Raw genomic sequence first — 24808 nt, 5'->3', positions numbered from 1 at the left:
ATCCGGAGTGGGCCGCCGAAGCGGCCCGGACCAGGTTTATCGGAAAAGAGACAGCAATGACTGCGGTGCCTGATTCGCAATCGACAGGGCTTGCACGCCCAACTGCTGCTGGACCTGCAGCGCCTGCAGGCGTGCGGAGGCCTCTTCCATATCCGCGTCTACAAGCGTCCCGATCCCGGATTTGAGCGAGTCCGTCAGGCTCGAGATGAAATTGGCCTGAGTTTCGATCCGTCCTTGGGCGGAACCGAACGATGCTGCCGAATCAATCGCGTTCTGGATCATGAACTCGACCGCCACCAAGGCGGCGTCCGCACCGCTGTCAGTGGTCACGTCAATATCGTTCAGCTTTTCCAGGCCGCCCCCGATCGTCACTTCGGTCGGCGTTGTCAGCGTATCGATCCGAGCTGCGATCGTATCTGTCGCATCCGTCACCGTTGAACTGATGCTCAGGTTGCTGCCAGACGCCGTTACGTTGAACACATCTGCGTCAAGACCCTCTTCAGCTGCGTAGATCGCGTAGGCCTGTGCAAGTCCCTTTGCCACGTCACCAGCCGTGTCACCATCGCGGGCGATGTACATGATTTTTTGCGCATCTGCCGCGGTTGTGCCGGTTGTGTAATCTGCGGGCGTAAAGGTGTCGCCGTTTGCATCCGTGCCCGTAATGCCAAGGCTGAAGATCTGCCCTGCCCCCGTCGGTGTCGTTACCGCCAGAGTTCCGGTTTGCGTTGCGTCCAGAGATGCTGCGGCTGTCAGGTTGGCGACCGTCCCTCCCGTCACACTGCTTGCGGTTGTTCCAAGATCTTTCTTGCCAACGGCAATATCACTCGCGGCGACCCCGGAAGAGGACCGGTCAAGAGAGGCGAGAATGTTCACCGTCCCCGTCCCCGCATCCGTGTCGCGATTGGAAAGGAGATTCAGCCCATTGAACTGCGCCGCGCCCACGACCGCGTTGATCTGATCGCGTAGGGCCACGATATCGGTCTGGATTTTAGCGCGATCGACGTTCTGTTCCTGGGACGCGACGATCTTTCCCTTCATATCGGTCAGAAGGTCGGTCACGGTTTCTGCACCATTGCGAGCGACGGCCACCGTCGACTCCCCAAGGTTCAGGCTGTCCGAAATTCCCTGAAATCCTTTAACGTCGGATTCCATCACTTTCGAAATCGCCCATACGGCAGCATTGTCACGCGCCGTGCCGACGGTTTTACCCGTCGAGATCGCATTTTGCGTTTCGGTCAGGCGCGAATTGATTGATTTAAGCGTTTGCAGTGCCACCATGGCACCATTGTTTGTCAGAATACTGGACATCGTGTTCCTTTCAGATTGTGCTTTGCACATTTAAAATCCGTGTCCATAAGTATGATGGACAAGGACACTACGGTCATTCTGACACATGCCGAGATATCAAATCTCGCGCCACTGGTATCGTGCGAAATGAACTATCTGGGCAAAAAGTGAAGGAAGTCTCAACGGCGATCTGGAATCCTGTGTTCTCTAAAATTGATTGCTTTTATTCATTGGGTTTCCAAAGTTGTTTACCCTTCGCCGTTAGGAAGTCTGCATTGACTGGGAGTCCGTGATCACTATGCAACTATATATAGCTTCACTTCTTGTCCCCTCCGGGCAGACGGCATCCGGACCGACGCCTCTTGGCGATCCAGCTGAAGGTGGTTTTGAGGAACTGATGGGAATTTTCGCTACGGAGACTTCAAGACAACCAAGTTACGATGATGATGAAATAAAGCTTGTGAATCCTGGTTTTTCTCAGGGCGAAGGCACCGAAACTAAACGGGTAGAAATTTCCAAGTTCATGACATTCGATATCGACGCCCGCATTCAGCAATCAAACGAACATCAGCTTGAACGTGAGGAGATTCAACCAGACGATAATTATTCTGAACCGCCAAAAATTTTGGACGTCTTGCACAACTTCAAATTGGTTTCCAAACCAATAACTTCAAAAACTCAAGAGTTTCAAAAAAGAGACTCGCCAGAAAGCGTATTTGGGGATAGAAATTCTGCACAAGCGGCATCTTCCGAAAAAAATCATCCCAATAGTGCTGCACTGAGTGTAAATTCTGTTGAGAACAATATTGTTCAAATAGAGCAAAAACCTGATATAAAAACTTCTGGGAATTTGATGGAAGCTGCAGTTGAGCCAATAGATAGAAAATCGCTGATTCCTCTTGGCTCCACAAAGGATGAGGTTTTTGCTTTGGTGGCAGGGCGGACAATTACTTCATGGTCCGGTCGTCAGGATAAACCAGAGTCAGGCAATCCACAGCGAGAGGAACTTGCTGTCCCGAATGCGGGTGGTAAAAAGGAAATCAAGAGATCGATTAAGCCCGAAGTCGAAGTTCAAGCTATTCACGGATCGGAAGACAAGAATTGGAAAGAACCCACTGAAAAGAAAATTTTTTCTGGATTGTCGGAAGATCGACAGGTTCAAGGCAGCAAAGAAAACATGCTCGTTCACAAGAGCATGCTGCGCGCGCCATCAGAAGAGATTATCGCTTCGGGAGTAGTTTCACCCTCAAACCCGGGGACACCGTCCTGGAAGGTCAATGGCATTTCGCGCAGCGCCCGACAACCGAATGGCTTGCCGCAGGTGACTGCGGACATCCCTTCAGTTGCAGAACCGGTCGACATATCCGTCAGCAATGGCACGGACGTGGTTGAGATCAGATTTGGTTCCAAGAATACGGAAACCATTGAACTTTTGAGCCGCCATCAACTGGAGTTGCGGAATGATCTGAAACGGGCCGGCATTGAAGAATGCGATCTCGGGTTCGACACCCAAGACGATCATGAAGCCCGGGCGAGGCAGGGTCATCAAAGCACTGGGCACGGGGCCTTAGACATTTTCGAACCGGAAGCACCCATGATGGTTGAGCCAGGTTTGGTGCGATCTGAAGGATTGGATCTCAGAGTTTAGGAGAAGTCGATGGAAGTAACATCTGTAAGGAGCGGTCCAACAGCTCCTTCTGCCGCATCGTCGGCACAAGAGACGAGTGATTTTGAGACCTTCCTGCGCATGCTGACCACTCAGATCCAAAATCAGGATCCGTTGAGCCCGATGCAGGCAGACCAATTTGCAGAACAATTGGCCTCGTTCACGATGGTTGAGCAGCAGACTTTGACCAATCAACGTCTGGAATCGCTGATCGAAAAATTGTCCCAAAACAGTTTGGCGGCTTATTCCGGTTTGGTCGGGCAAACAGCGGTGCATGCAGGCCCTTTTGAATTCTCTGGCCTTCCGGTTGAGCTGGAGATTGGCGGAGTGTCGGGCGCGCCCGAGGAGGCGATCCTTGTAATCCTTGATGAGCGGGGCACAATCGTGGCCGAGCAAACTGTGCCAGCAGGGCAGAGCCGGGTGCATTGGGAAGGCGTCGGAAGTGATGGGCTGGCCGTGACGCCCGGCTCATATCAAGCCGAGTTGAGGGCGGAATCGGATCAAGAGCGCCTTGACACTCAAGTGGCTACGGCCTCTGCGGTGGAGGAGGTGCTTTTCGGAGCCGAGGTGGCGTTGCGCTTGGCAGATGGAACAGTGATCCCGGAATGGGCGGTCTCCAGATTGAGATGAACGCCTCGTTTCATGCAAGGCACACCCATCTGACACATCCGGAACGACCCGCTTGAAAATGCTCAAGCGGATCATATCCATTCAAGTCGTCAGGCTTGAAGCGGTTTTACGACAAGATCGCCTTCTTCCCGGGCCTTCATCGCCTGCGCCGCGGCATGCGCTCCGGCGGCTGTGGTGAAATAGGGTATCTTGTCATAAAGCGCGACCGAGCGGATTTCGCGGCTGTCTTCGACGGCAGCGGCGCTTTCGGTCGTGTTCATCACCAGATCGATTCCGCCATCCTTCATGAGGTCGACAATGTTCGGACGGCCTTCGTAGACCTTTTTGGTCGTGTCGCAGGCAATGCCGTGATCGGAAAGAAAGGCGGCAGTGCCGGCGGTGGCGACGATGGTGAATCCCAGTTCCCTGAGAATCTGCGCTGTCTCTATCAATTGATCAGTCTTGTCGGTGTCCTTGATCGAAAAGAAAACGGTGCCTGAAATCGGCAGATGTGTGCCGGCACCCATCTGGGCCTTGAGGAAGGCGCGGGGAAACGACCGATCCCAGCCCATCACTTCGCCGGTCGAGCGCATCTCCGGCCCGAGGATCGTGTCGACACCGGGGAAGCGCGCGAAGGGCAATACGGCTTCCTTTACCGAGAACCACGGCATCATCGGATCGGCCAAGGTCAGCGGATCGGCAAGTGGCAGGACCGTGTCGTAGTCGGCGTTTTCCGGGTAGGGATCGCGCATCGGGAAATTGGTGAGCGGTTCGCCCGCCATGACCCGTGCCGCGATAGATGCGATGGCGGAGTCGGTGGCTTTGGCGACAAACGGCACCGTCCGCGACGCGCGCGGGTTGACCTCTATCAGGTAGATGTCCTTGCCCTTGATCGCAAATTGCACGTTCATCAGGCCGACGACGTTGAGCGCAAGCGCAAGCGCTTCGGTCTGTCGCTTTATCTCGGACAAGACGGCGTCGGACAGCGAATAGGGCGGCAGGGAGCAGGCACTGTCGCCGGAATGCACACCAGCCTCTTCGATATGCTGCATGATGCCTGCGACGTGCACGCGGCTGCCATCGCAGAGCGCGTCCACGTCAAGCTCGACGGCACCGGAAAGGTAGCTGTCGAGCAGGACCGGGCTATCGCCCGACACGACCACTGCCTCGTTGATATAGCGTTCCAGATGCGCCATGTCGCGAACGATCTCCATCGCCCGACCACCGAGAACATAAGACGGACGGATGACCAGCGGGAAACCGATGTTTTCGGCAATGGCAAGCGCCTGAGCACCTGTCGAGGCGATCCCGTTGCGCGGTTGCTTCAGGCCAAGTTCATTCACTAGGGCCTGGAACCGTTCGCGGTCTTCGGCCAGGTCGATCGCGTCGGGAGTGGTCCCGAGGATCGGGATCCCTTCGGCCTCGAGAGCATTGGCGAGCTTCAGCGGCGTCTGGCCGCCGAACTGAACGATGACGCCGTGCAAGGTGCCGTTGTCCTGTTCCACGCGCAGGATCTCGAGGACGTGCTCAAAGGTCAGCGGCTCGAAGTAGAGACGATCCGAGGTGTCGTAATCGGTCGACACGGTTTCCGGATTGCAATTGACCATGATGGTTTCGTAGCCCGCATCCGTCAGTGCGAAACAGGCATGACAGCAGCAATAGTCGAATTCGATCCCCTGACCGATCCGGTTTGGACCGCCGCCCAGAATGACGACTTTCTTGCGGTCGGATGGTCGCGCTTCGCATTCCACCTCGCCCATCATCGGGGCCTCGTAGGTGGAGTACATGTAGGGGGTCTGCGCCTCGAATTCGGCGGCGCAGGTGTCGATGCGCTTGAAGCTGGCCTTGACGTTCAGGCCAAGGCGCCGATTGCGGACGTCCTTTTCGGCGAAACCGGTCAGGTTCGCGAGCCGCGCATCGGTAAAGCCCATCATCTTGAGCGTGCGCATGCCGGCTTCGTCACTGGGCAGGCCATTGGCGCGGACCTCGTCCTCGGTTTCGACGATCTCGCGGATCCGTGCGAGAAACCATGGATCGAACATGGTCGTTGCGTGAATGTCGTCGTCCGACAACCCATGGCGCATGGCTTGGGCGATGGTGCGCATCCGGTCCGGGGTCTGCTGGCTGATCGCCTTGATGACAGCAGATTTCTCGGGGGCGCCTTCGATATGGACTTCGTCGAACCCGGTCAGCCCGGATTCCATCGAAGCCAGCGCCTTTTGCAGCGATTCGTGGATGGTGCGGCCTATGGCCATCGCCTCGCCAACGGATTTCATCGCTGTTGTAAGATGTGGTTCGGACCCGGGAAACTTTTCGAATGCGAATTTCGGGATCTTGGTGACGACGTAGTCAATGGTCGGTTCGAAAGATGCGGGCGTGACCTTGGTGATGTCGTTGTCCAGCTCGTCGAGCGTGTAGCCGACGGCCAGTTTTGCGGCAATCTTGGCGATCGGAAAGCCCGTCGCCTTGGACGCCAGCGCCGAAGACCGGCTGACACGCGGGTTCATTTCGATGACGACCATGCGGCCGTCCTCGGGATTGATCGCCCATTGAACGTTCGATCCACCGGTTTCAACGCCGATTTCGCGCAGCACGGCGATCGAGCCGTTGCGCATGATCTGGTATTCCTTGTCGGTCAGCGTAAGCGCGGGGGCGACGGTGATGGAATCGCCGGTATGCACCCCCATCGGATCGACGTTTTCGATGGCGCAGACGATAATCGCGTTGTCTGCCCGGTCGCGCACCACCTCCATCTCGAACTCTTTCCAGCCAAGCAGGGATTCATCGACGAGGATCTGGTTGACCGGCGACGCGTCCATGCCCGAGCGGCAATAATGCACGAAGTCTTCGCGGTTATACGCCACGCCGCCCCCTGTGCCGCCGAGCGTATAGGCGGGACGGATGATGGCCGGCAGGCCAATATGTTCAAGTTCGGCGAGGGCCATCGCCACGCCGGCATCCAGATCGGCACCGCCATTGGCCTTCTTCGGCGCCGTGATGATGGTGGCCTTGGGGTTTTCCAGCCCGATCCGATCCATCGCTTCACGGAAAAGCTTGCGGTCCTCGGCCATTTCGATGGCTTCGCGCTTGGCACCGATCATCTCGACACCGTATTTCGCGAGAACCCCCATTTCCTCGAGTGCGAGCGAGGTGTTCAGGCCGGTCTGGCCACCCATCGTCGGCAAAAGCGCGTCGGGGCGTTCCTTTTCGATGATCTTGGCGACGATCTCGGGGGTGATCGGTTCGATATAGGTGGCGTCGGCCAACCCGGGATCGGTCATGATGGTGGCGGGGTTGGAATTCACCAGGATGACGCGGTAACCTTCCTCGCGCAGGGCCTTGCAGGCCTGGGCACCGGAATAGTCGAACTCGCAGGCTTGCCCGATGACGATGGGCCCCGCTCCGATGATCATGATGGACTTGATATCATCGCGTTTGGGCATGGCAGACCTCTTGTTTCAAGCGTGTGACGGCGGCGCTCCGCAAATTGTTGCGGGTTATAGGCATGCCGGACTTGCGTGCAAGAGGCGAATGGCGATTCCGCCAACCCATACGGGTCGGGCCGCCGTTTGTGGATGAAAGCCGCGGCTTTACTGAGCGGCGTGCAGCGTACTGGCACCGGCCGCAGGATAAAGGTAATTGCGCGTCGCGGGCACCGCGTGCTGATGGTGGCTGAGTTGCAGTTGGAAAACCGCCTGGTGCTGCTGTTCGAACGCCATTTCGCAGGCGACAAGGTAGAAGCGCCACATGCGGATGAACCTGTCGTCGTACATCTCGCGCACGGTGCCGAGATTCGCCTCGAAACGTTGCCGCCAGTGGTTCAGCGTGGGGCCGTAATGGCCTCGCAGAACCTCGAGATCCGCAAGCCACAGCCTGGCATTCTCGACCGGTGCGGCCAAGTCTGACAGAGATGGCACGTAACCGCCGGGAAAGATGTACTTGGCCAGCCAGGGGGAAGTCGGCAACGGCGGGGCGCTACGCCCGATGGTATGGATCAGGGCGATGCCGTTCGGATCAAGCAGGTCGGAGACCTTTTCGAAATAAGTCGGGTATTGCGGCAACCCCACATGTTCGAGCATGCCGACGCTGACGATCCGGTCGAAGCGGTCGGTGACGTGCCGGTAGTCCTGCAAGCGGAAGTCGGTCAGATGGTCGAGCCCGGCCTCTTTCGCGCGGCGCTGGGCGGTGGCATGCTGATTGCGAGACAAGGTAAGCCCGGTGACATGCACGCCGTGATCGCGCGCGAGGCTGAGCGCCAACCCGCCCCAGCCGCAGCCGATGTCCAGAACGCGCTGCCCTCGGGACAGGTGCAGCTTGGCGGAAATATGGGCTTTCTTGGCGGCCTGTGCATCTGCCAGCGACATCGACGGATCTGCGAAATAGGCGCAGCTGTATTGCATGTCCTCATCAAGAAAGAGGGCATATAGATCATCCGAGATGTCGTAGTGATGCGCGACATTCTGGTGCGCACGACGCGGGTCGTTGCGCTGAACCCAGCGACGCAACTTGACGCGCAGGCGAACAAGCGCCCGGTGCCAGCCGGGCATGTTGCCGTCATTCTGGCTTTGTGCCAAGAGCGTCAGCAGATCGAGCAGGTCATCGTCATCGACGATCAGCTCTCCATCCATATAGCCCTCGCCCAAGGCCACGATCGGCTGCAGACACAGATTGCGGACCAGGGTTTCGCTGGTGAGCTTCACGGCGAGAGATGGTTCGGCTGGATCTGTATCCGCCGTTTCGGCACCGTACCGCCGGAGGCTTCCATCCGGAAACGTGACGGTCAGCCTGCCGCGTGTGATCATGCGGTCCAGCATCGCGTCGAGAACTTTATCCCACATCGCCACCTCCCTGTTTGTGACAACGATCTGACACCGCTTTGACCGGTCAACAATTTACTGCAGAAATGGTTTCCTGCCAATTCCGCCGCGGTTCCCTTGACTTCCTTGCCGATCACGGGTGTATCGGCGCCTAGTTTTTGCACATTCTCCAAGGGGCATGACCATGCACGCCTACCGCACCCACACCTGCGTCGACCTGACGGCCGAGAACGTCGGCGAAACCGTTCGCCTGTCCGGCTGGGTGCACCGCATCCGGGACCATGGCGGTATCCTGTTCATCGATCTGCGCGATCACTACGGCATAACGCAGGTGCTTTGCGATCCTGACAGCCCCGTGTTCGACGCGGTCGAAAAGGTGCGTTCGGAATGGTGTATCCGCATCGATGGCGAGGTGAAGGCGCGCGACGAAAGCCTTGTGAACCCGAAACTGCCGACAGGCGAGATCGAAGTGTTCATCCGGGATATGGAAGTCCTTGGCGCGGCGGATGAATTGCCGTTGATCGTCTTCGGCGATCAGGAATACCCGGAAGAAACCCGCCTTCGCTATCGCTACCTCGACCTGCGCCGCGAGGCGATGCAGCGCAACATGACGATGCGGTCCGACGTGGTGTCGTCGATCCGCAAGCGGATGTGGGATCAGGGCTTCCGCGAATTCCAGACGCCGATCATCACCGCCTCCAGCCCCGAAGGCGCGCGCGATTTTCTGGTGCCGTCGCGGCTGCATCCGGGCAAGTTCTACGCGCTGCCGCAGGCGCCGCAGCAGTTCAAGCAGCTGATCATGGTCAGCGGTTTCGACAAGTATTTCCAGATCGCGCCCTGCTTCCGCGACGAAGACCCGCGCGCAGACCGGTCGCCGACGGATTTCTACCAGCTTGACATGGAAATGTCCTTCGTCAGCCAGCAGGATGTCTTCGACACGATCCAGCCCGTGATGCAGGGCGTGTTCGAAGAGTTCGGTGGCGGTCGCAAGGTGGATACCGAGTGGCCGCAGATTTCATACCGCGATGCGGCATTGTGGTACGGCACCGACAAACCCGATCTGCGCAACCCGATCAAGATGCAGGACTGTTCCGAACATTTCCGCGGTTCTGGCTTCGCGATCTTCGCCAAGCTTCTGGAGCAGGAGGGCACCGAGGTCCGTGCGATTCCGGCCCCTACGGGCGGCAGCCGCAAGTTCTGCGATCGTATGAACGCCTTCGCGCAGAAAGAGGGTCTGCCCGGGATGGGCTATATCTTCTGGCGCGACCAGGGCGAGGGCATGGAGGCGGCCGGCCCGCTCGCCAAGAACATCGGGCCCGAGCGGACCGAGGCCATTCGACAGCAGCTTGGCCTTGGCGTCGGCGATGCGGCGTTTTTCCTTGGCGGCAAGCCCTCAAGCTTTGAGACGGTCGCGGGCAAGGCCCGGGTCGTCATCGGCGATGAACTTGGCCTGACCGAGAAAGACCGGTTCGCCTTTGCGTGGATCGTCGATTTCCCGATGTACGAGGCGGATGAGGAAAGCGGCAAGGTCGATTTCAGCCACAATCCGTTCTCGATGCCACAGGGTGGCATGGATGCTCTGAAAGGTGATCCGCTTGATGTGCTGGGCTACCAGTATGACCTTGCGTGCAACGGTTATGAGCTGGTGTCGGGCGCGATCCGGAACCACAAGCCCGAGATCATGTTCAAGGCGTTCGAACTTGCGGGTTATGGCGAGGAAGAAGTGCGCAAGCGGTTCGGTGGCATGGTCAACGCCTTCCGGTTCGGCGCCCCGCCCCACGGGGGCTGTGCGGCGGGCATCGACCGGATGGTCATGCTTCTGGCAGACACGGCCAACATTCGCGAGGTCATCATGTTCCCGATGAACCAGCGGGCTGAAGACCTGATGATGAACGCGCCGTCAGAGCCGACCAGCGATCAGTTGATGGAGCTTCATCTGCGGGTAATCCCGCAAGAGACCTGATCCGGACGCAGTCCAGACACAGAGCGGCGCCCGGTGTGGCGCCGTTTTTGTTTTGAGACGCGTGTGCCATTTTTGCGCTTTTCAGATTGCAACCGCGTCCGACAATCGGGCCTGCACCAGCCCCGCCAGATGCGCGACGCGACCGGTCAGAGGCGCTCCGTCTGACTGTGCTTGTGCCAGGTCGAAAGCGGCATTTTCCAAGGCCTCGTCTTCGGCGGTGCGGGCGACGCCACGCAGAAAAAGCGTGACATAATCGATCATGTGGTCATTCACCGGTCCGCCCAGAATTTCGGCCATATGCGCCATGTCTTCACGAAACGCGATTGGGTCGGGACAGATCGGATCGGCGCGCACGGCACGCACGCCGCCGGGCTGCCTGTCCCGGGGCAAATGTTGCAGGACGGCGTTCTGGAAAACTGCGAGATTGGCGATCGGCTTGGAGAGGAAGCCGTCGGCCCCGGCGGCATAGGCCACGTCCTCGGCAAAGCTGTCTCCGCTGGTGCCGAGGATCACCGAGACGCGCGGAATGGCGTTGGACAGTTCCGCGATCAGGTCCGCGCCGCTGCCGTCGGGCAAGCCCATGTCCACGATGACCACTGACGGGCGATAGACCTGGAGGTGCCGGCGCCCCGACCGCAGGCAATCGGCGCGCCTGAGCCGAGCGCCGCTGTGCAGGCACAAGAGCCTGAGAGCATCGCAGGCATAGCGGCTGTCTTCGACCGCGAGGATGGTCAGCCCGAGCAGGGGCCGGGTTCCCGTGGGTCTGCGAAATTGGTCCAAGGCCTCATCGTCAATCATATCGCCCTCCATGAGTCGCTTCACTTTGGCGCGGGGTTGGCTAACAGACGGTTAATGCGTCCAACCCTCTTGTCTGGTTTCCTGCGTCGGGGGATAACCGCGCCAAAGCCATGACGGAGAAACCAGATGATCGGACGTTTGAATCACGTAGCCATCGCCGTGCCCGACCTCGAAGCGGCTGCCGACCAGTACCGTACCGCGCTGGGCGCTGCAGTGGGGGAACCGCAGGACGAACCGGATCATGGAGTGACGGTGGTGTTCATTGAACTGCCCAACACCAAGATCGAACTTCTCTATCCCCTTGGGGAAAACAGCCCGATCATCGGATTCCTTGAAAAAAACCCGTCCGGCGGCATTCATCACGTTTGCTATGAAGTCGATGACATTCTGGCAGCGCGGGACCATCTGAAGGCAACAGGCGCGCGGGTGCTGGGCGACGGAACGCCGAAAATCGGCGCGCATGGCAAGCCAGTGCTTTTTTTGCACCCGAAAGATTTCAATGGGTGCCTCGTGGAACTGGAACAAGTCTGAAACAGCCCCATTTGACGCCTTGAAGGAGCAGCCCCAATGTCCATCACCTCTGCCATCGTCCTGTTCGCCGTGATCTGGTTCATGGTCTTTCTGATCGTGATTCCGATCCGGTTGCAGACCCAGGGTGATGTCGGGCAGGTCGTGCCGGGCACCCACGCGGGTTCCCCCGAAGTCCACAACCTCAAGAAAAAGGCATGGATCACGACCGGTGTCAGCGTCGTGCTGTGGATCATCATCGCCGGTGTCATTCTTTCCGGCTGGATCACGATCCGCGATCTGGACTTTTTTGGTCGGATGGCGCCCTTGACTGAATCTGATGGTACAGGTGGGTAAAGGTCGCGGCGCCCAGGATCGGTATCACGAGGTTCACCAGCGGTAGCGATAACGGCATCGCCATCAGGGTTCCGGCGATCCAGATTTTCCCGGCATGGCGCTTGCGCAGAATCCTGGCACCGGCGCGACCTTCGCGGCGCATGGCGGCAAGGGTGAAGTATTCGCGGCCCAGCAGGAATCCGTTCAGCCCCCAGAAGATGAAAATCGCAAATGGCGGAAACATGAAATACAGGATCACCGCAAAGATATTCGCAGCGACGAGGACCCCAAGGAAATTCACCGTATCGCGCAGCGCATCTCCCCAAGGGACGCGGTCGGCCTTGGGCAGATGTGTATAGTGGCGATCCTCGACCGCGTCGGCGACATCATCGAGGAACAGTGACGTGATGGCCGAAGCGACCGGCACCATCAGGAACACCGACAGAATGATCATCGAGATGAAGGCGGTCCAGCTGAGCAGATCGTCAAGCCAGGTGACTTCGCCAATGAAAGGCAATGTGGCCTCGGGGCCGAAACTGGCATTCAGAACCCACATGAGGCCCGCGAAGAACGCGACCAGCAGGGCAAAGCCAAGTCCGACGCCGAGAAACAGAACCTTTCGGAAACGCGGATCGGCAAGCTGACCCAGGGTCAGAAGAAAACTGCGCAGGATCATGCGTCGACCCATGTCGTGATGGCGTCGATATCCGGGCGCGGGCGGTCCGGCGGTACCGAGGAGGCGGTCCCGATATGGATGAACCCCGCGACACGTTCGTCATCTTTCAGCCCAAGCGCAGAGCGGCAGAATCCGCTATCATGCGACGGCCATCCGCTCAGCCAGTTCGCCCCCCATCCAGAGGCCAGCGCGGCATTGAGAAGCGCAAGGCAGACAGCCCCGGCAGAGTAGGTCTGTTCGATGGCCGGAATTTTCTCGGACGGTTTGCGGACCTCGACAACGGCGACGCAAAGGGGACTGTCCTCGAACTGTTTGCGGGCCTTGGCGATGTCTTCGCTGTCGCGCTCGGTCTCCGCACCGCATGTTTCGACCGCCTCTGCCAATCGCTGGAGCGCGGCTCGTTCCAGCACGATGAAGCGCCACGGTTCAAGCTTTCCATGATCGGGCGTGCGGGCCGCTGCTGTCAGGATCGGCAGAAGCGCCGCGCGATCGGGGGCCGGAGCTTGCAGGATCTTGGCAGGTCGCGACCGTCTGGTAAGCAGGAACTCCAGAACCGCTGTGTTGGCGTCGGGCATATCGCTTCCTTGTTGTGTCTCGCGGGCGAGCCCAGTGCCGGGCTTCGGGTGCAGTTTCAGGCGTGATAGGACGAAACCATGTCAAAGAACAGTCATGCGCATCTCGCCACTACCGGAACGGTCTTTACCATTCGAGTGACACCCAACGCGCGCGCCGACAAACTGGAGACGGACGGCGAGACAATCAAGATCAGCGTCACGGCGCCGGCATCAGACGGGCAGGCGAACGCGGCCGTGATCAAGCTTTTCGCGACGGCGCTGGGTGTCGCCAAGACGCGGCTGTCCCTGGTGCGGGGACAAAAGGGACGGGACAAGGTGATCCGGTTGGACTAGCCCGGCGTCTCTTCGCGCGAATAGACGCCTTCGGGCAGCGATATCGCCGCAGCAAGGTCGCGCATCTGTGACATTGAAAAGGTGATCCTGTTCACCCTGTCGGTGCGCGGATCGTATTGCTCGACCGTGATGCATTCCTCGAAGCCATTGACGATGACGTCTTCCTGCAACGGACTTTCGCCCTCGTCCACAAGGGTCACGACCGTCGAGTCGAATTCGTGTTCGATACTAAACATGGGGGAACCGTAGCGCGGTCCTCCGGTTCATGCAAAGACGCATCTGCGGAAAATCACCGAGCTGAATTCCGGGCTGGCAGAACCAGCCTGTTCGTTTTACTTTCAAGGCTTCATGAGCAGGAGTGACTGACATGCGCTGGCTTTTTGTTCTGGCCTTTGCCGCCCTGACGGCTTGCGAGGTTTCGCCTGTGACGCAGGCGCCGGTGCCGTCTCGACCGGGCGCGGACCAGCCCCGTCTGTCCGAACAGGAAGCGCGCAGCCGGGCCGGGATCGCCGCGCGCCAGTTTGTGGACGTGGCTCAGACGGTCGAACCGGTCGCCGAACGCGAATGCCGCCGCCTTGCGCCAGGCGCGAATTGCGATTTCCAGATCGTGGTCGATGACCGGATGGGTCAGCCACCCAACGCATTTCAGACCGTAGATCGCACCGGGCGTCCGATCCTGGCGTTCAATCTGGCCTTGATCGCCTCGGTGGACAATGCAGATGAACTGGCCTTTGTCATGGGGCACGAGGCGGCCCATCACGTGCTTGGGCATCTGGCCCGGACCCAACAGAATGCCTATGTGGGGGCCACCATCCTTTCGGGTCTCGTTGCGCTGGGCGGGGCCGACGCGACCGTGGTGCAGTCAGCGGAACAGATCGGGGCCTCATTGGGCGCGCGGACCTATTCAAAGGAATTCGAACTGGAGGCCGATCGGCTGGGGACGGTGATAACGGCCCGCTCCGGATACAATCCCGTGCGCGGAGCGCAGTTCTTCAACAGGATCCCGGATCCGGGTAACCGATTCCTAGGCACTCATCCGCCCAACGCCGCCCGGATGGAAATCGTGCGACGCACGGCAGAAGGGCTATGACCCGGGCCTTGACCTGCATCAAAGCCTGACAGGATATCCCGGCTTACCCTAGGGACAGCACAATGAGGAGCATTGTAATGTCCTACGACTCCAAGCGCGAAACACACACGCAGATGGTCCTTGGGATGGCCGACCGCCAAGGCGTGGATCTCGAGGAATTGATCCTGCGCGGCGAACTGAGCGAAGATCGATTTGAACATGCTGTCGACCGCTGTCTGGGATGCACGCAACCGGACGCGTGCAAATGCCTGCTCGACAGCACTGCACCTGAAATCAGACTGCCCGACTACTGCCGCAACGTGAGTTTGTTCCAAGACCTGAGATCCGAATGACCGGCGCGTCAAAACCCGTTCCCTGGAAGCCGCTGGGCGACACCGGCGTGCATTTCTGGCTGGTGCAGCGGATGGCCAAGACCTGCGGTGTCGACACGGCTCAGGCCGCCGGCGACGGAGACCTGGAGCCCGAAGCTTGGGTGGACATGATCCAGCGATGCCGGGCGTGCCAGTGGACGCAAGGTTGCAAACGCTGGCTGAGCCGGCACGAGAGCGAGTCCTCGGCACAGCCGCCGATGGACTGTATCAATGCCAAGATTTTCAAGAAATTGTCCGAAAGGCAAAGATGATGCCAAAAGACATCCTGGGTGACCCTGAACTGCACTTCTGGCTGACGCGAAGCGTGGCCCGCGTCATGGGGGTGAACCTGTCCGAAGCGATGGCCAGCGGCCACCTCTCGGCGCAGGAGTATTCCGCGCTGGTGACATCCTGCCGTGGATGCGCGTTCGTCGAGGCTTGCACATGTTGGCTTGCCGAGCAGGCGACAATCACACCCACGGCGCCGCCGGGCTGCGCGAACGCGAAGGTGCTGGAAAGGCTGGCGCGCCCACAATGAGGCGCACCATGACGCTCAGGCGCGCAGGTTCTTTGCGCTTTCCTTGACTTCGGAATATTGCCCCGAAGGACGAAAGCGCCACAGGTAATCCGGCAGCACGGCTTCCAACGCGACAGGTTTGATTCCGAGGTCCGCGAAAGTCTTTACCCCGTCAGAAACCACGTTGTCGGTGCGCAGGTTCTTGACCTGATCGCGGGTGATCGCCGCAGGGATCAGGCCGAAGCTTATGGTGTTCGCAAGGTCGAACAGCGCGCCCATGAGGGTTGCGACCGGGAATGGAATGTTCACGATTAGGCGACGACGACGGATGACCTTGAGCATGTGCTGCATCAGTTCGCGGAACGTGTTCACGTCGGGCCCGCCCAACTCGTAGATCCCGGGCGTGGCCTTGCCGATGATCGCCAGGCAAGCGGCCTTGGCGATGTCATCCGCGTAGACGGGCTGAAATCTGGTGTCCGCGCCGACGACAGGCAGGACCGGGCCGAAACGCGTCATGTCCGCGAAGCGGTTGAAGAACGCGTCTTCCGGTCCGAACACGATGGACGGGCGCAAGATCACAGCATTGGGCATATGTTCCAGTACCGCCGATTCGCCCTTGGCCTTGGTGCGCTGGTAAGCGCTGTCGCCGGTCGTGTCCGCCCCGATGGCCGATATCTGCACCATCGTGGCGATTCCGGCTTCGGCCGCCAGCCGTGCAACACGCCCCGCGCCTTCGGCCTGAACTGCCTCGAACGTGTTCTTGCCGGACTCTGCCAGAACTCCGACGCAGTTGACCACCGCATCGGCTCCTTGCATCGCTGCGCGCACGCTGGCATCATCGCGGATGTTGCAGAGGATCGGTTCGACCTGCCCGACCACCCCGTAGGGTTTGACAAAAATCGCCTCGTTCGGGCGTCGCACAGCGACACGAACGCGCCAACCTTCCTTGGCCATCCGTCGCGCGATATAGCGCCCGACAAACCCCGAGCCGCCGTAAATGGTGACGAGTTTGGACATGTGAATGCTCCCGGTCAGTGCCTGCTAGACCTCTATCTCCGTCGCCCCCCGCGAGCAAGGTGTTGGATTGCCGCAAAGGGATGTGCACGCGCCCAAAAAACTCCGTTGACACCCATCCGGGACAGGATTAAACGCCAGCCTCACGACACCTGCCCAGGTGGCGGAATGGTAGACGCGCTGGCTTCAGGTGCCAGTGGCCGCAAGGCCGTGGAGGTTCGAGTCCTCTCCTGGGCACCAAAAATCCGTACAATATACTGATTTGCATCGGCTTTTTCACGGAGCTAGCCGAGGCGTCGAACATGTCGGAGAACAAATCAGCACGGTATACCTTTAGCAAGGACGGGATTTTCTACTTCATCAGAAGAGTGTCGGGTGACTTTGGGTCAGGATTCATCATCATCAGTAAATGACGCCTGCAGCGGGGGCGATGGCTGAAAGGAAGGCCTTTGGACAGCCGTCATGGCGTGTCGCCACGCGCCTCCAATCCTTGAGCCTGCCAAACATGATCTCGATGCGGTTGCGCCGTTTGTATCAACGCTTCTCGGAACCAGGCGGCGTCGTACCCCCTGTCTCGGAGCCCCCATTTGACGTCTGGCAAGCTGCTCGGCAGCGCCCGCGCACCGATGTAGTCGCTTTCCTGTCCAGCGGTGACGAAAAAGCTGAACGGCCTCCCTTGACTGTCGCAGATGGCGTGCAGCTTGGTGGTCATGCCGCCCTTGGTGCGACCGATCAGGCGGCCACGCTGTCTCATCAAAGCATCGCATTCTTGGCTGCTTTTTCTCGTTGATACGCGGGTCGAGTTTTCTGAGGGTCACCAGTTATGCTCGGACCCAGACACCGCCTATCTCGGACAAGAAATTGATCCGATGGCCGGTCATTGCTCTGCAATGCCTTGCTCTTCGAGCTTTTGGTGGGCCATCATTAACCTCAAATCTGAATGGCACAAAGGTGCTGAAAATTGGAGGGCGAGATGCGGGTTTTCTTTACAGGCGGTAGCGGCAAGGCGGGCAAGTGGGCGATCCGGCATTTGCAGGCGCAAGGCCACCACGTGGTGAATGTGGACCAAACCCCTTCAGGTCTGGATTGTCCCGAGCTGCTGGTTGACCTTTGCGACGCGGGCCAAGTCATCGGGGCCATGTCCCAGTTCGTCGAAGGCTCCGAGCTGGACGCGGGCACCGGTGTTCCAACCTATGACGCGGTCGTGCATTTCGCTGCGATCCCCCGCGTCATGATCGGCACTGATGGGGAGTGCTTTCGGCAAAACACGTTGACCACCTACAACGTGATCGAGGCGGCCGTGAAGCTGGGTGTTCCAAAAATCATCTTTGCAAGCTCGGAGACGACCTATGGCGTGTGCTTTGCCGAAGGAGAGTTGAAACCGGATTTCGTGCCGATTGATGAAACCCATCCGACTGTGCCCCATGACAGCTACGCCATGTCGAAGGTCTGCAACGAGATGACCGCCCGGTCCTTTCAGGCTCGGACCGGCGCTGACATTTACGGATTGCGGATCAACAACGTTATCGAGCCGGAAGAATATGCTGAGAATTTTCCGGCATTCATGGAAAATCCCGCGCTCCGCCGCCGCAACATCTTTGCGTATATCGACGCCCGCGACTTGGGACACATGGTGGATTGCTGTCTGATAACTGATGGGCTGGGCTACCAGGTATTCAACGTGTCAAACGACGACATGTCAGTCGGTATTGCCTCGGAAGAGGTGATCGAACGGTTCTACCAGGGTGTCGAAGTCCGCGGTGAGATGGGCACGGACGAGACATTCTTTTCCAACAAGAAGGCGAAAAAGATGGTTGCGTTTCAGCCGAAGCACTCCTGGCGGGATGTATTGCAGTGATAGTGCCCTCCTGGACTTCTAATCGAAACAAGGTGCCGCGCGCTTTTCAACAAGAATCGGCCCGTTGCAGTCACTCGTCGGGACCTCGCCACGCTGCGGTGCGCCCCGTCGAACCTGCCATTCGCGGCACCTTAAAAATCCGCATCGGAGCGGATCAAGATGTGCAGGATTCTGCTGCCGGTCAGTCACGGCCTTCCAGCTTGATGACCCGAGGTCTGCCGGTCCCGCGAAAGTCGACTTGAGCAGACGCTGCAGAAAAGCTTAGTGGTTCGTCGCGTCACGATACCGGTAGGTCGATGGCCGGCAACGGGCACTGAACTTCTGGATCGCTCTCTGCGCCACGAAGCGCAGGGGTGGCACACCGCAGCCCTTTCGCGCGTCGGTCAATCTTGCACCACCTGGCGCAATGACTTTTCGATCTCACCACCGCACCAGGCGTTGCCGAAGCGCTTCCGGCTCTCCTCGGCCTGGGCGGCAAGCGCGCCTTGCGACCGGGCCTGTTCCGCAAGCCTGACGACACTCGGAGCCTCTTCGCGAAGAAGTGGGAGAAGTTGGGGCAGTCGCTCTGTCATCGCCCCCCACAGAGTTGCGGTCGCGATTGTTCCCAAGTCACCCTGGTTTGCGGAAAGGAGATCTTGCTCCACCGTCGCCTCCCAGATCGTCATCCAGCGGCGCAGGCGCGGAAGGTAGTCGGCCCAGGATTTGGGCGTCCACATCGCCTTTCCGCCATCGAGCGTCATTTCGTCCAGGACATCGTTGGCGTCGTTTATGATCTTCAGCGCGAGCGCCCTCGGATGCGGGTCGATCGGCATCAGGCCAAACCGCTCGCCCAGCCACAGGCAGATCGCCGGCATCTCGGCGATCGCCTGGCCGGACGCGTTGTCCACCAGCATCGGCGGTGCCATGTGGGGGACCGGCTGATCGCGCGGGTCCCTCTCCATCATCGCGACGACCGCGTCGCTGTCGGGCTCGTCGACCGTTGCACCAGCATGGGCGAGGAGCGCCCGGACGAACTCGCCACGAAACGGAATTGGCCAGTAGTAGAGGGTGAAGTCTGACATGGTCGAAGGTCCTTTTTATGAAGGTTGAAGCGGATTGGCACTCAGCCGACAAAAGAAAGCGGCGTAAGATACGCTCCGTAAACGAATTCGAAGCGTTTTCGCTCCACGACGCGGTCAGGCTTCCGATCAGAATTGCCAATGCCTGCAAGATCATCGCAAGCTGTCATCGCCAAGTCCCGGACGAGGTGGACCCTGCCAGTGCTGGAAGCGCCGCTCTGGCGACCGCATGATGGCGTCTTCGAAACGTGGCGGCACTCGCGCTGGGCGAAAAACGTTCCAGCTGCGACTCTTGCCGTTGAGTCTCACTGCCGACGTCCGCACTTGACCAAAGACAAAGTGTGCGGGGCCGGGCAGACGCCGGTGGAACGCTGGTGGACGTGGTCTGAGTCAGTCACCCAGCACGGACAGATCTCGATCCGGGCTAATAGGAGGCAACCGCTTGGGCCGATCTTTACCTCGCGTTTGCGATCGCGAATGCTGCCGAGAGGACGAGGGCATCCTCGATGAAGCCGGAGGTTGTCTGGTTCGCGTGCTGCATTGCCCGTTTTCGAGTTGCAAGTCCGCAGTATGACGAAGCTATCGCAGCCCCGACTCCGAGCGCCGCCCCTTCGAACTGGCGCCGTGGCGGAGCGAGGGCCGCGCCTGCGAAGCCGCCAGTCACGGTTCTTGCAACCAGACCAAGGAAAACCGTGCGGTCGGGAGCGGTCTTCATCTTGTCGCCCGCCATTTCCGCCGCCGCCATCGCCACTCCGCCTGCCGCGACCAGAGGGCGACCCATCAGTCGCGTCTCGGGATTGTCGTGCAGGAGCGTGCCCAGACGTGCGGCACCAGCCAATGCAGCAAGTGGGGCCATCGAGCGCTGGCCAGCGACAAGGCCCATCAGGATCGAGCGTAGCATGAAAGCGTCCTATCCGTTCGCCTGCAACAACGCTGGCTCGCCACAACAAGTTCCGGAATTGCCTCGCGGCGAAAAGGGTCCGGGCCGTGCGCCGTTACCCTCTCCACGCCTGCCCTTGGTACGGCACCGATGCGCATCGGCACACGTTGCCGAGGGGCTTGAAGCGGGCCCGGCTAAGCAGAAAAGCGTGAACTCAGTGCACGTTTTTTAAGTCTGCTTTGCATGTTTCAGTGTCGATAGCCGGCAAAACAGCTTCCAACACTCAAAGCTGCTCTGCCTGTGGCGCCTCAATTCGGCATGCCCGCAAGTTCGAGCGCATTGAGCCAACGTTCCAGGGCACCCGGAGCTGTCCACATTCCTGTGTTGATTTCCCGCTCCCGGGACAAGGTCCAGGTTGGATTTTCCGCAAGGTAGTCCTGCATTGCCGTGGTCGCCTTTTCCTGGTTGCCAAGGCAGTGATGAATCGCGGCGAGCTCCTTGTAGGCCGCGACCGGCATCGAGGGGGTCGCCTGAAAGGCATCGAGGGCCTGTTTGCACTCTCCGGCTTGCCAAAGGGCCGAGGATTTGGCCCATGTCAGACCAAAGCCGTACAGCGGGTCGATACGCTCCAGCCTGGCGATCACCTCAAGTGCCTCGTCCGTCTTGCCGACATAGACCAGCGCGTCGGCCAGGCCCATGGTCACAAGCGACGACGACGGGTTCAGGTCCACACCGCGCCGGAATGCGCCGATCGCTGCCTCAACGTCGCGGTTGTGGATCAGGACGCGACCGAGAGCGTGATAGGCCATGTAATTGTTCGGGTCGAGCTCGACACCCCGGCGCGCAAGGTCGTTCATGCGCTTGCGGATCGCGGCTTCGTCGCCATCGATCCAGCCGTAGCGCAATCCGATGCGCAGCGACAATGCCTGGCCGAGATGACCCCAGGCGGACTCAGGGTAGTCCCGAATGGATTGTTCCTGTTCTTCAAGGTTCTTCATCAGGTTTTCGCGGGTGAAACTTCGCATGATCCGGCTTTGCGCAGCGTTTCCGATCATCAGCGCGCTGACATCGTCCGCCGTCATGCGCGCCTCGGCCGTATCAATGACAGTGAAACCCACCGCATTGGCGATCTTTCCGCTGATCTGGCTGTTCGCTTCCAGCAAGGCGTCCAACGGGACGTCCACCTCGTCCGCCCAAAGATGGGTCTCCGATGCGCCGTCAATCAACTGCGCCGTAATGCGCAATCGCGATCCATCATATTGCTGACTGCCCTCGAGCACGAAGTCGGCCCCGAGCCTCTTGGCAATTTCCGAGATGCCCAGATCGGATTCGCGAAACTGAAAGCTTGAGTTGCGTGAAATCACCGCCAGTTGCGGATAGCGCGCCAGCATGGTGATGATGCTTTCTCCGATCGCATCGCTCAGGTAGCCCTGATGCGGTGCTGCGCTGAAGTCGTCGAACGGCAGGACTGCGATGACCGGTGCGGCCCGCGCCGCTGGCGGTGAGGATGACAGAGTCCAGACCAGCGCAAGACAGACAATCAGCACGAAGCTCACCGCGATCACGATGCCCCTGCGGCTTTGCTTGCGCGCGGTCACTGGCAGCACCAGCCTGTAGCCCTTGCGCGGAACGGTTTCGATCACGCGCTTTTCCCTGTCGTCCAGCACGCGGCGGATTTCCGTGATACATTGTGCGACGCTGTCAGTCGATACGCTGCGCCCAGACCAGACCTGGTCGATGAGCCTGTCTTGCGACACCGTCTGCCCGGGATGACGCGCAAGGACCTTGAGCACTTCGCGAGACTGGTGACGCAGGTCCAGTTCCTTCCCGTCCTTGTCGAAAAGATAACCGGAGACGCTGTCGAACCTGGCCGGGCCAAGATCGATTTCAACAGATTTCAATTCATTTCGTTTGCCATTCAGCACATCGGCGGCCTCCGATGAAAAGATATCATGCCGCATCCTGATGCCAAAACCCTAAACCGGACGGGTTGCGATGCGGCCGCCTCAACCCGCAAGGAGGAACACCCGATGCCATTCGCCCGGAACATCAATCTCTCGGTCTCGACAGCGGCCTTGATGATGCTGTCAGCGCCGTCCATGTCGCATTCGCCCGATACCATGCCCAAAGGGCTGACCACCGCCGATTTGGGGCAGGTCGAGTTTGCGACATCCTGCAACGACGACGCGCAGCCGACCTTCGAGACCGGCTTGCTGCTATTGCATCACATGATGTACCGGCAGTCGGCCCACGCGTTCGAAACTGCGGCAGAAGCGGATTCCGACTGCGCGATGGCACAATGGGGCATCGCAATGACCAAGTTCCATCCGCTCTGGCCCGGCGGGCCGTCGCCCGAAGAGACCGAGGCCGGACGCGCCGCGGTCGCGCGTCTTGCCGAATTGGACCCCGGCACGCCGCGCGAGGCCGCCTATGTCGAGGCGGTGACGGCGTTCTATGAAGGCGAAGACAAGACCTTTCGCGAACGGCTTGCCGCCTGGGCCGACAAGCAGCGCCAGGTCGACGAGGCCTATCCCGAGGATCTCGACGCCGCCGCCTTCGACGCGCTGGCCCAGTTGACCATGGCCCCCCGCGGACCCGACGCGGTGCCGGAACTGAGAGATGCCGGTGCCCGAATGGACGCGTTGCGCGAAAAGGCGCCTCTGCATCCGGCGGGCTATCACTATGCCATTCACGCCTACGACCATCCCGCCCTTGCCGACCACGCTCTGGAAACCGCGCGGGGCTACGACACGATCGCACCCGAGGTTCCCCATGCGCTGCATATGCCGTCGCATATCTTCACCCGTCTCGGCTTGTGGGAGGAATCGGCGGCCTGGAACGCACGCAGCGCCGCTGCCGTGCTGGCCCAGACAGAGGGAGACGTCATTGCGGATCACTACCCTCATGCCATCGACTATGCCATTTATGCCCATCTGCAAGCGGGAGATTCTGCTGCCGCCGAGTCGCTTCTTGCTGAGATGGGCTTGCATCCGAACGTGGAGAACACGTTCGGGTCCGCGTATGCAGAAGCAGCCACGGCAACACGGCTGGCGCTGGAACGGGACGATTGGGCTGGTGCCGCTGGCCTTCCGACCGACATGAACCCGGCGATCAGTTGGGAGCGATTCCCGCAGGCCGTCGCGATCCGCTGGTACGCCAAGGGTATTGGTGCAGCCCGCTCCGGAGACCTGGCGGCAGCCGAGGGCGCGCTTGACCAACTGGCAGAGCTTGGGAAGGTCATGAAAGCCCGGGAACTCGGCTATTGGCTGGCGCTTCTGGAGGCCCAGAGCAAGACCATAGAAGCGTGGGTCGCGCTGGCACGAGAAGATACCAACACCGCGGTCGACCTGATGTACGAGGCTGCGGAGGTCGAAGACAGGGCCGGCAAGGCCCCGGTAACGCCGGGTCATGTCCTGCCTGCGAGGGAACTTCTGGGGGACTTGCTGCTCGAACTTGCTGACGGGCCAAGGGCCAAGGTTGCCTATCGGGCGGCTCTTGACACATCGCCCAACAGGCGGCGCAGTCTTGCCGGGCTTGAGCGCGCGTCGGGAGAGTAGGACTTGGACAGGATACGGCATCGGCGGTAGCCGCGCAGTCCGCCATGAAACCATGCCCTTCGCGGATCGTTGACGAGCATGGACTTGAATTTCGAACGTCACGGTGCCGGTCAGCCTTTGCTGTTGGTGCACGGGCTGGGCGGAAGTGTGCGGTCTTGGGACAGCATCGTGCCAGCGCTCGGTCGCGCGCGCGAGCTGGTGCTGGTCGATCTGCCGGGCCACGGGCAGTCTCCGCCGCTGCCGGGGCGTCAGACGATCGCGGCCCATGCGGATGCGCTGGAACGCTTCATCGACAGCAACGGGCTGGCGGGCATCGATACCGTCGGCAGCTCCGTCGGTGCCCGGTTGGTGTTGGAACTGGCACGTCGCGGAACGGGCGGCCACACGGTCGCCTATGATCCGGGCGGTTTCTGGCATGGCTGGGAGATTGCCTGGTTCCGCTCGACCTTGGCTGCGTCGGTCCGGCTGGTGCGGCTCTTGCGGCGGCGCATCCCGGCACTGTCGCAAAGCCGGGCCGCGCGAACGGCGCTGCTTGCGCAGCTGTCGGCACATCCCGGCGCCCTTGATCCCACGCTGGTCCGGAACGAATTGACGTCGATCGCCGAGACGGACGTCTTCGATGGGATGCTGCGTGAACTGGCGCGCGGTCCGTTGCAGGAGGGGACAATGGCACCGCCCGGACGGGTGACGATCGGCTGGGGTCGCAAGGACCGGCTCCTGCTGCCCCGGCAGGCACAGCGCGCGCAGGCAGCCTTTCCGACCGCACATCTGCACTGGTTCGACCGGTGCGGTCACTTTCCGCAATGGGATCGTCCGAATGAGGCAGCAGAGGTCATCCTGAAGACGGTGCAGGGATGAGGCGTGATGCAAGGGTTTGTGTGGTTGGCGCAGCCTGTCGCCGCCCGATGGGCACCCGT

Annotated in this window: 24 protein-coding genes, 1 tRNA gene and 1 pseudogene; 14 read left to right on the top strand and 12 right to left on the bottom strand. The window is 60.0% G+C overall.

The features are described 5' to 3' along the window. Positions 1-36 precede the first annotated feature (36 nt). Complete coding sequence (locus LCF60_RS02950; protein ID WP_292289527.1) at positions 37-1308, bottom strand: flagellin; 1272 nt, start codon at positions 1306-1308, stop codon at positions 37-39. A 277-nt stretch (positions 1309-1585) separates the two neighbouring features. On the opposite strand from LCF60_RS02950, the gene LCF60_RS02945 reads away from it, so the two are divergent. Together LCF60_RS02945 and LCF60_RS02940 are read left to right on the top strand one after the other, a co-directional pair. Then, complete coding sequence (locus LCF60_RS02945; protein ID WP_292289525.1) at positions 1586-2935, top strand: flagellar hook-length control protein FliK; 1350 nt, start codon at positions 1586-1588, stop codon at positions 2933-2935. Positions 2936-2944: 9 nt separating this feature from the next. Continuing rightward, on the top strand, positions 2945-3583 hold the full coding sequence (locus LCF60_RS02940) for a flagellar hook capping FlgD N-terminal domain-containing protein (protein WP_292289524.1): 639 nt from the start codon (positions 2945-2947) through the stop codon (positions 3581-3583). A gap of 89 nt (positions 3584-3672) precedes the next feature. On the opposite strand, the gene carB is transcribed toward LCF60_RS02940, so the two are convergent. Both carB and LCF60_RS02930 read right to left on the bottom strand, forming a co-directional pair. After that, positions 3673-7005: a carbamoyl-phosphate synthase large subunit gene (gene carB, locus LCF60_RS02935; protein WP_292289523.1), complete on the bottom strand. Its 3333-nt coding sequence runs from the start codon at positions 7003-7005 to the stop codon at positions 3673-3675. A 147-nt stretch (positions 7006-7152) separates the two neighbouring features. After that, complete coding sequence (locus LCF60_RS02930) at positions 7153-8400, bottom strand: cyclopropane-fatty-acyl-phospholipid synthase family protein (RefSeq protein ID WP_292289522.1); 1248 nt, start codon at positions 8398-8400, stop codon at positions 7153-7155. Positions 8401-8563: 163 nt separating this feature from the next. Between LCF60_RS02930 and aspS the strand changes: the two genes are divergently transcribed. Next, complete coding sequence (aspS, locus tag LCF60_RS02925) at positions 8564-10342, top strand: aspartate--tRNA ligase (RefSeq protein ID WP_292289521.1); 1779 nt, start codon at positions 8564-8566, stop codon at positions 10340-10342. Between the two features lie 81 nt (positions 10343-10423). Here the strand turns inward: aspS and LCF60_RS02920 are convergent, their stop codons facing one another. Next, positions 10424-11140 (bottom strand): response regulator, encoded by a 717-nt coding sequence (locus LCF60_RS02920; RefSeq protein WP_292289520.1) that lies wholly within the window; start codon positions 11138-11140, stop codon positions 10424-10426. A gap of 126 nt (positions 11141-11266) precedes the next feature. On the opposite strand from LCF60_RS02920, the gene mce reads away from it, so the two are divergent. Both mce and LCF60_RS02910 read left to right on the top strand, forming a co-directional pair. After that, complete coding sequence (mce, locus tag LCF60_RS02915; protein ID WP_292289518.1) at positions 11267-11671, top strand: methylmalonyl-CoA epimerase; 405 nt, start codon at positions 11267-11269, stop codon at positions 11669-11671. Positions 11672-11707: 36 nt separating this feature from the next. Beyond that, positions 11708-12004, top strand: coding sequence for a DUF1467 family protein (locus LCF60_RS02910; RefSeq protein WP_292289516.1), 297 nt, complete (start codon positions 11708-11710; stop codon positions 12002-12004). Here the strand turns inward: LCF60_RS02910 and LCF60_RS02905 are convergent. Both LCF60_RS02905 and LCF60_RS02900 read right to left on the bottom strand, forming a co-directional pair. Then, positions 11934-12659, bottom strand: coding sequence for an EI24 domain-containing protein (locus LCF60_RS02905; protein WP_292289563.1), 726 nt, complete (start codon positions 12657-12659; stop codon positions 11934-11936). The genes LCF60_RS02910 and LCF60_RS02905 overlap by 71 nt on opposite strands. Next, positions 12656-13234, bottom strand: coding sequence for a nitroreductase (locus LCF60_RS02900; protein ID WP_292289515.1), 579 nt, complete (start codon positions 13232-13234; stop codon positions 12656-12658). The genes LCF60_RS02905 and LCF60_RS02900 overlap by 4 nt, the downstream gene beginning before the upstream one ends. A 78-nt stretch (positions 13235-13312) precedes the next feature. Here LCF60_RS02900 and LCF60_RS02895 point away from each other — a divergent pair, with 78 nt between their 5' ends. Then, entirely contained in the window at positions 13313-13567 is a 255-nt protein-coding gene (locus tag LCF60_RS02895) for a DUF167 domain-containing protein (RefSeq protein ID WP_292289514.1), read from the top strand. Here LCF60_RS02895 and LCF60_RS02890 read toward each other — a convergent pair. Beyond that, positions 13564-13803 carry a hypothetical protein gene (locus LCF60_RS02890; protein WP_292289513.1) on the bottom strand — a complete coding sequence of 80 codons (240 nt, stop codon included), beginning with the start codon at positions 13801-13803 and terminating at the stop codon, positions 13564-13566. The genes LCF60_RS02895 and LCF60_RS02890 overlap by 4 nt on opposite strands. A gap of 131 nt (positions 13804-13934) precedes the next feature. On the opposite strand from LCF60_RS02890, the gene LCF60_RS02885 reads away from it, so the two are divergent. The 4 genes from LCF60_RS02885 (at position 13935) to LCF60_RS02870 (ending at position 15545) form a co-directional block, all read left to right on the top strand. After that, positions 13935-14657 carry a M48 family metallopeptidase gene (locus tag LCF60_RS02885; protein ID WP_292289512.1) on the top strand — a complete coding sequence of 241 codons (723 nt, stop codon included), beginning with the start codon at positions 13935-13937 and terminating at the stop codon, positions 14655-14657. 77 nt (positions 14658-14734) lie between these two features. Then, positions 14735-14989: a DUF6455 family protein gene (locus LCF60_RS02880; RefSeq protein WP_292289511.1), complete on the top strand. Its 255-nt coding sequence runs from the start codon at positions 14735-14737 to the stop codon at positions 14987-14989. Further along, complete coding sequence (locus tag LCF60_RS02875) at positions 14986-15279, top strand: DUF6455 family protein (protein ID WP_292289510.1); 294 nt, start codon at positions 14986-14988, stop codon at positions 15277-15279. The genes LCF60_RS02880 and LCF60_RS02875 overlap by 4 nt, the downstream gene beginning before the upstream one ends. Then, complete coding sequence (locus tag LCF60_RS02870) at positions 15279-15545, top strand: DUF6455 family protein (RefSeq protein ID WP_292289509.1); 267 nt, start codon at positions 15279-15281, stop codon at positions 15543-15545. Before LCF60_RS02875 ends, LCF60_RS02870 begins: the two co-directional genes overlap by 1 nt. Before the next feature lie 15 nt (positions 15546-15560). On the opposite strand, the gene LCF60_RS02865 is transcribed toward LCF60_RS02870, so the two are convergent. Beyond that, positions 15561-16541: a complex I NDUFA9 subunit family protein gene (locus tag LCF60_RS02865; protein ID WP_292289508.1), complete on the bottom strand. Its 981-nt coding sequence runs from the start codon at positions 16539-16541 to the stop codon at positions 15561-15563. A gap of 151 nt (positions 16542-16692) precedes the next feature. Here LCF60_RS02865 and LCF60_RS02860 point away from each other — a divergent pair. Continuing rightward, positions 16693-16778, top strand: a tRNA-Leu gene (locus LCF60_RS02860). A 162-nt stretch (positions 16779-16940) separates the two neighbouring features. Here LCF60_RS02860 and LCF60_RS02855 read toward each other — a convergent pair. After that, positions 16941-17283: pseudogene (locus LCF60_RS02855) on the bottom strand (IS5/IS1182 family transposase); the annotation flags it as partial. A 228-nt stretch (positions 17284-17511) separates the two neighbouring features. Here LCF60_RS02855 and LCF60_RS02850 point away from each other — a divergent pair. Further along, on the top strand, positions 17512-18396 hold the full coding sequence (locus LCF60_RS02850) for an NAD(P)-dependent oxidoreductase (protein ID WP_292289507.1): 885 nt from the start codon (positions 17512-17514) through the stop codon (positions 18394-18396). 383 nt (positions 18397-18779) lie between these two features. Here the strand turns inward: LCF60_RS02850 and LCF60_RS02845 are convergent, their stop codons facing one another. The 3 genes from LCF60_RS02845 to LCF60_RS02835 form a co-directional block, all read right to left on the bottom strand. Continuing rightward, entirely contained in the window at positions 18780-19457 is a 678-nt protein-coding gene (locus tag LCF60_RS02845; protein WP_292289506.1) for a glutathione S-transferase N-terminal domain-containing protein, read from the bottom strand. 451 nt (positions 19458-19908) lie between these two features. Beyond that, positions 19909-20355 carry a DUF4126 family protein gene (locus tag LCF60_RS02840; protein ID WP_292289505.1) on the bottom strand — a complete coding sequence of 149 codons (447 nt, stop codon included), beginning with the start codon at positions 20353-20355 and terminating at the stop codon, positions 19909-19911. Positions 20356-20642: 287 nt separating this feature from the next. Further along, positions 20643-22235: a winged helix-turn-helix domain-containing protein gene (locus LCF60_RS02835; RefSeq protein ID WP_292289504.1), complete on the bottom strand. Its 1593-nt coding sequence runs from the start codon at positions 22233-22235 to the stop codon at positions 20643-20645. A 129-nt stretch (positions 22236-22364) separates the two neighbouring features. Here LCF60_RS02835 and LCF60_RS02830 point away from each other — a divergent pair, with 129 nt between their 5' ends. After that, on the top strand, positions 22365-23891 hold the full coding sequence (locus LCF60_RS02830; protein ID WP_292289503.1) for a hypothetical protein: 1527 nt from the start codon (positions 22365-22367) through the stop codon (positions 23889-23891). Positions 23892-23969: 78 nt separating this feature from the next. After that, the gene (locus LCF60_RS02825; protein ID WP_292289502.1) at positions 23970-24749 is read left to right on the top strand and encodes an alpha/beta fold hydrolase; all 780 of its coding nucleotides are present in this window, start codon (positions 23970-23972) and stop codon (positions 24747-24749) included. The last annotated feature ends 59 nt before the right edge of the window (positions 24750-24808 follow it).

It is taken from the genome of Marivita sp. (assembly GCF_020055635.1).
Classification (GTDB): Bacteria; Pseudomonadota; Alphaproteobacteria; order Rhodobacterales; family Rhodobacteraceae; genus Marivita.
Note: the sequence above shows the minus strand (reverse complement) of the source record. Positions and strands in the feature narration are given on the sequence as shown.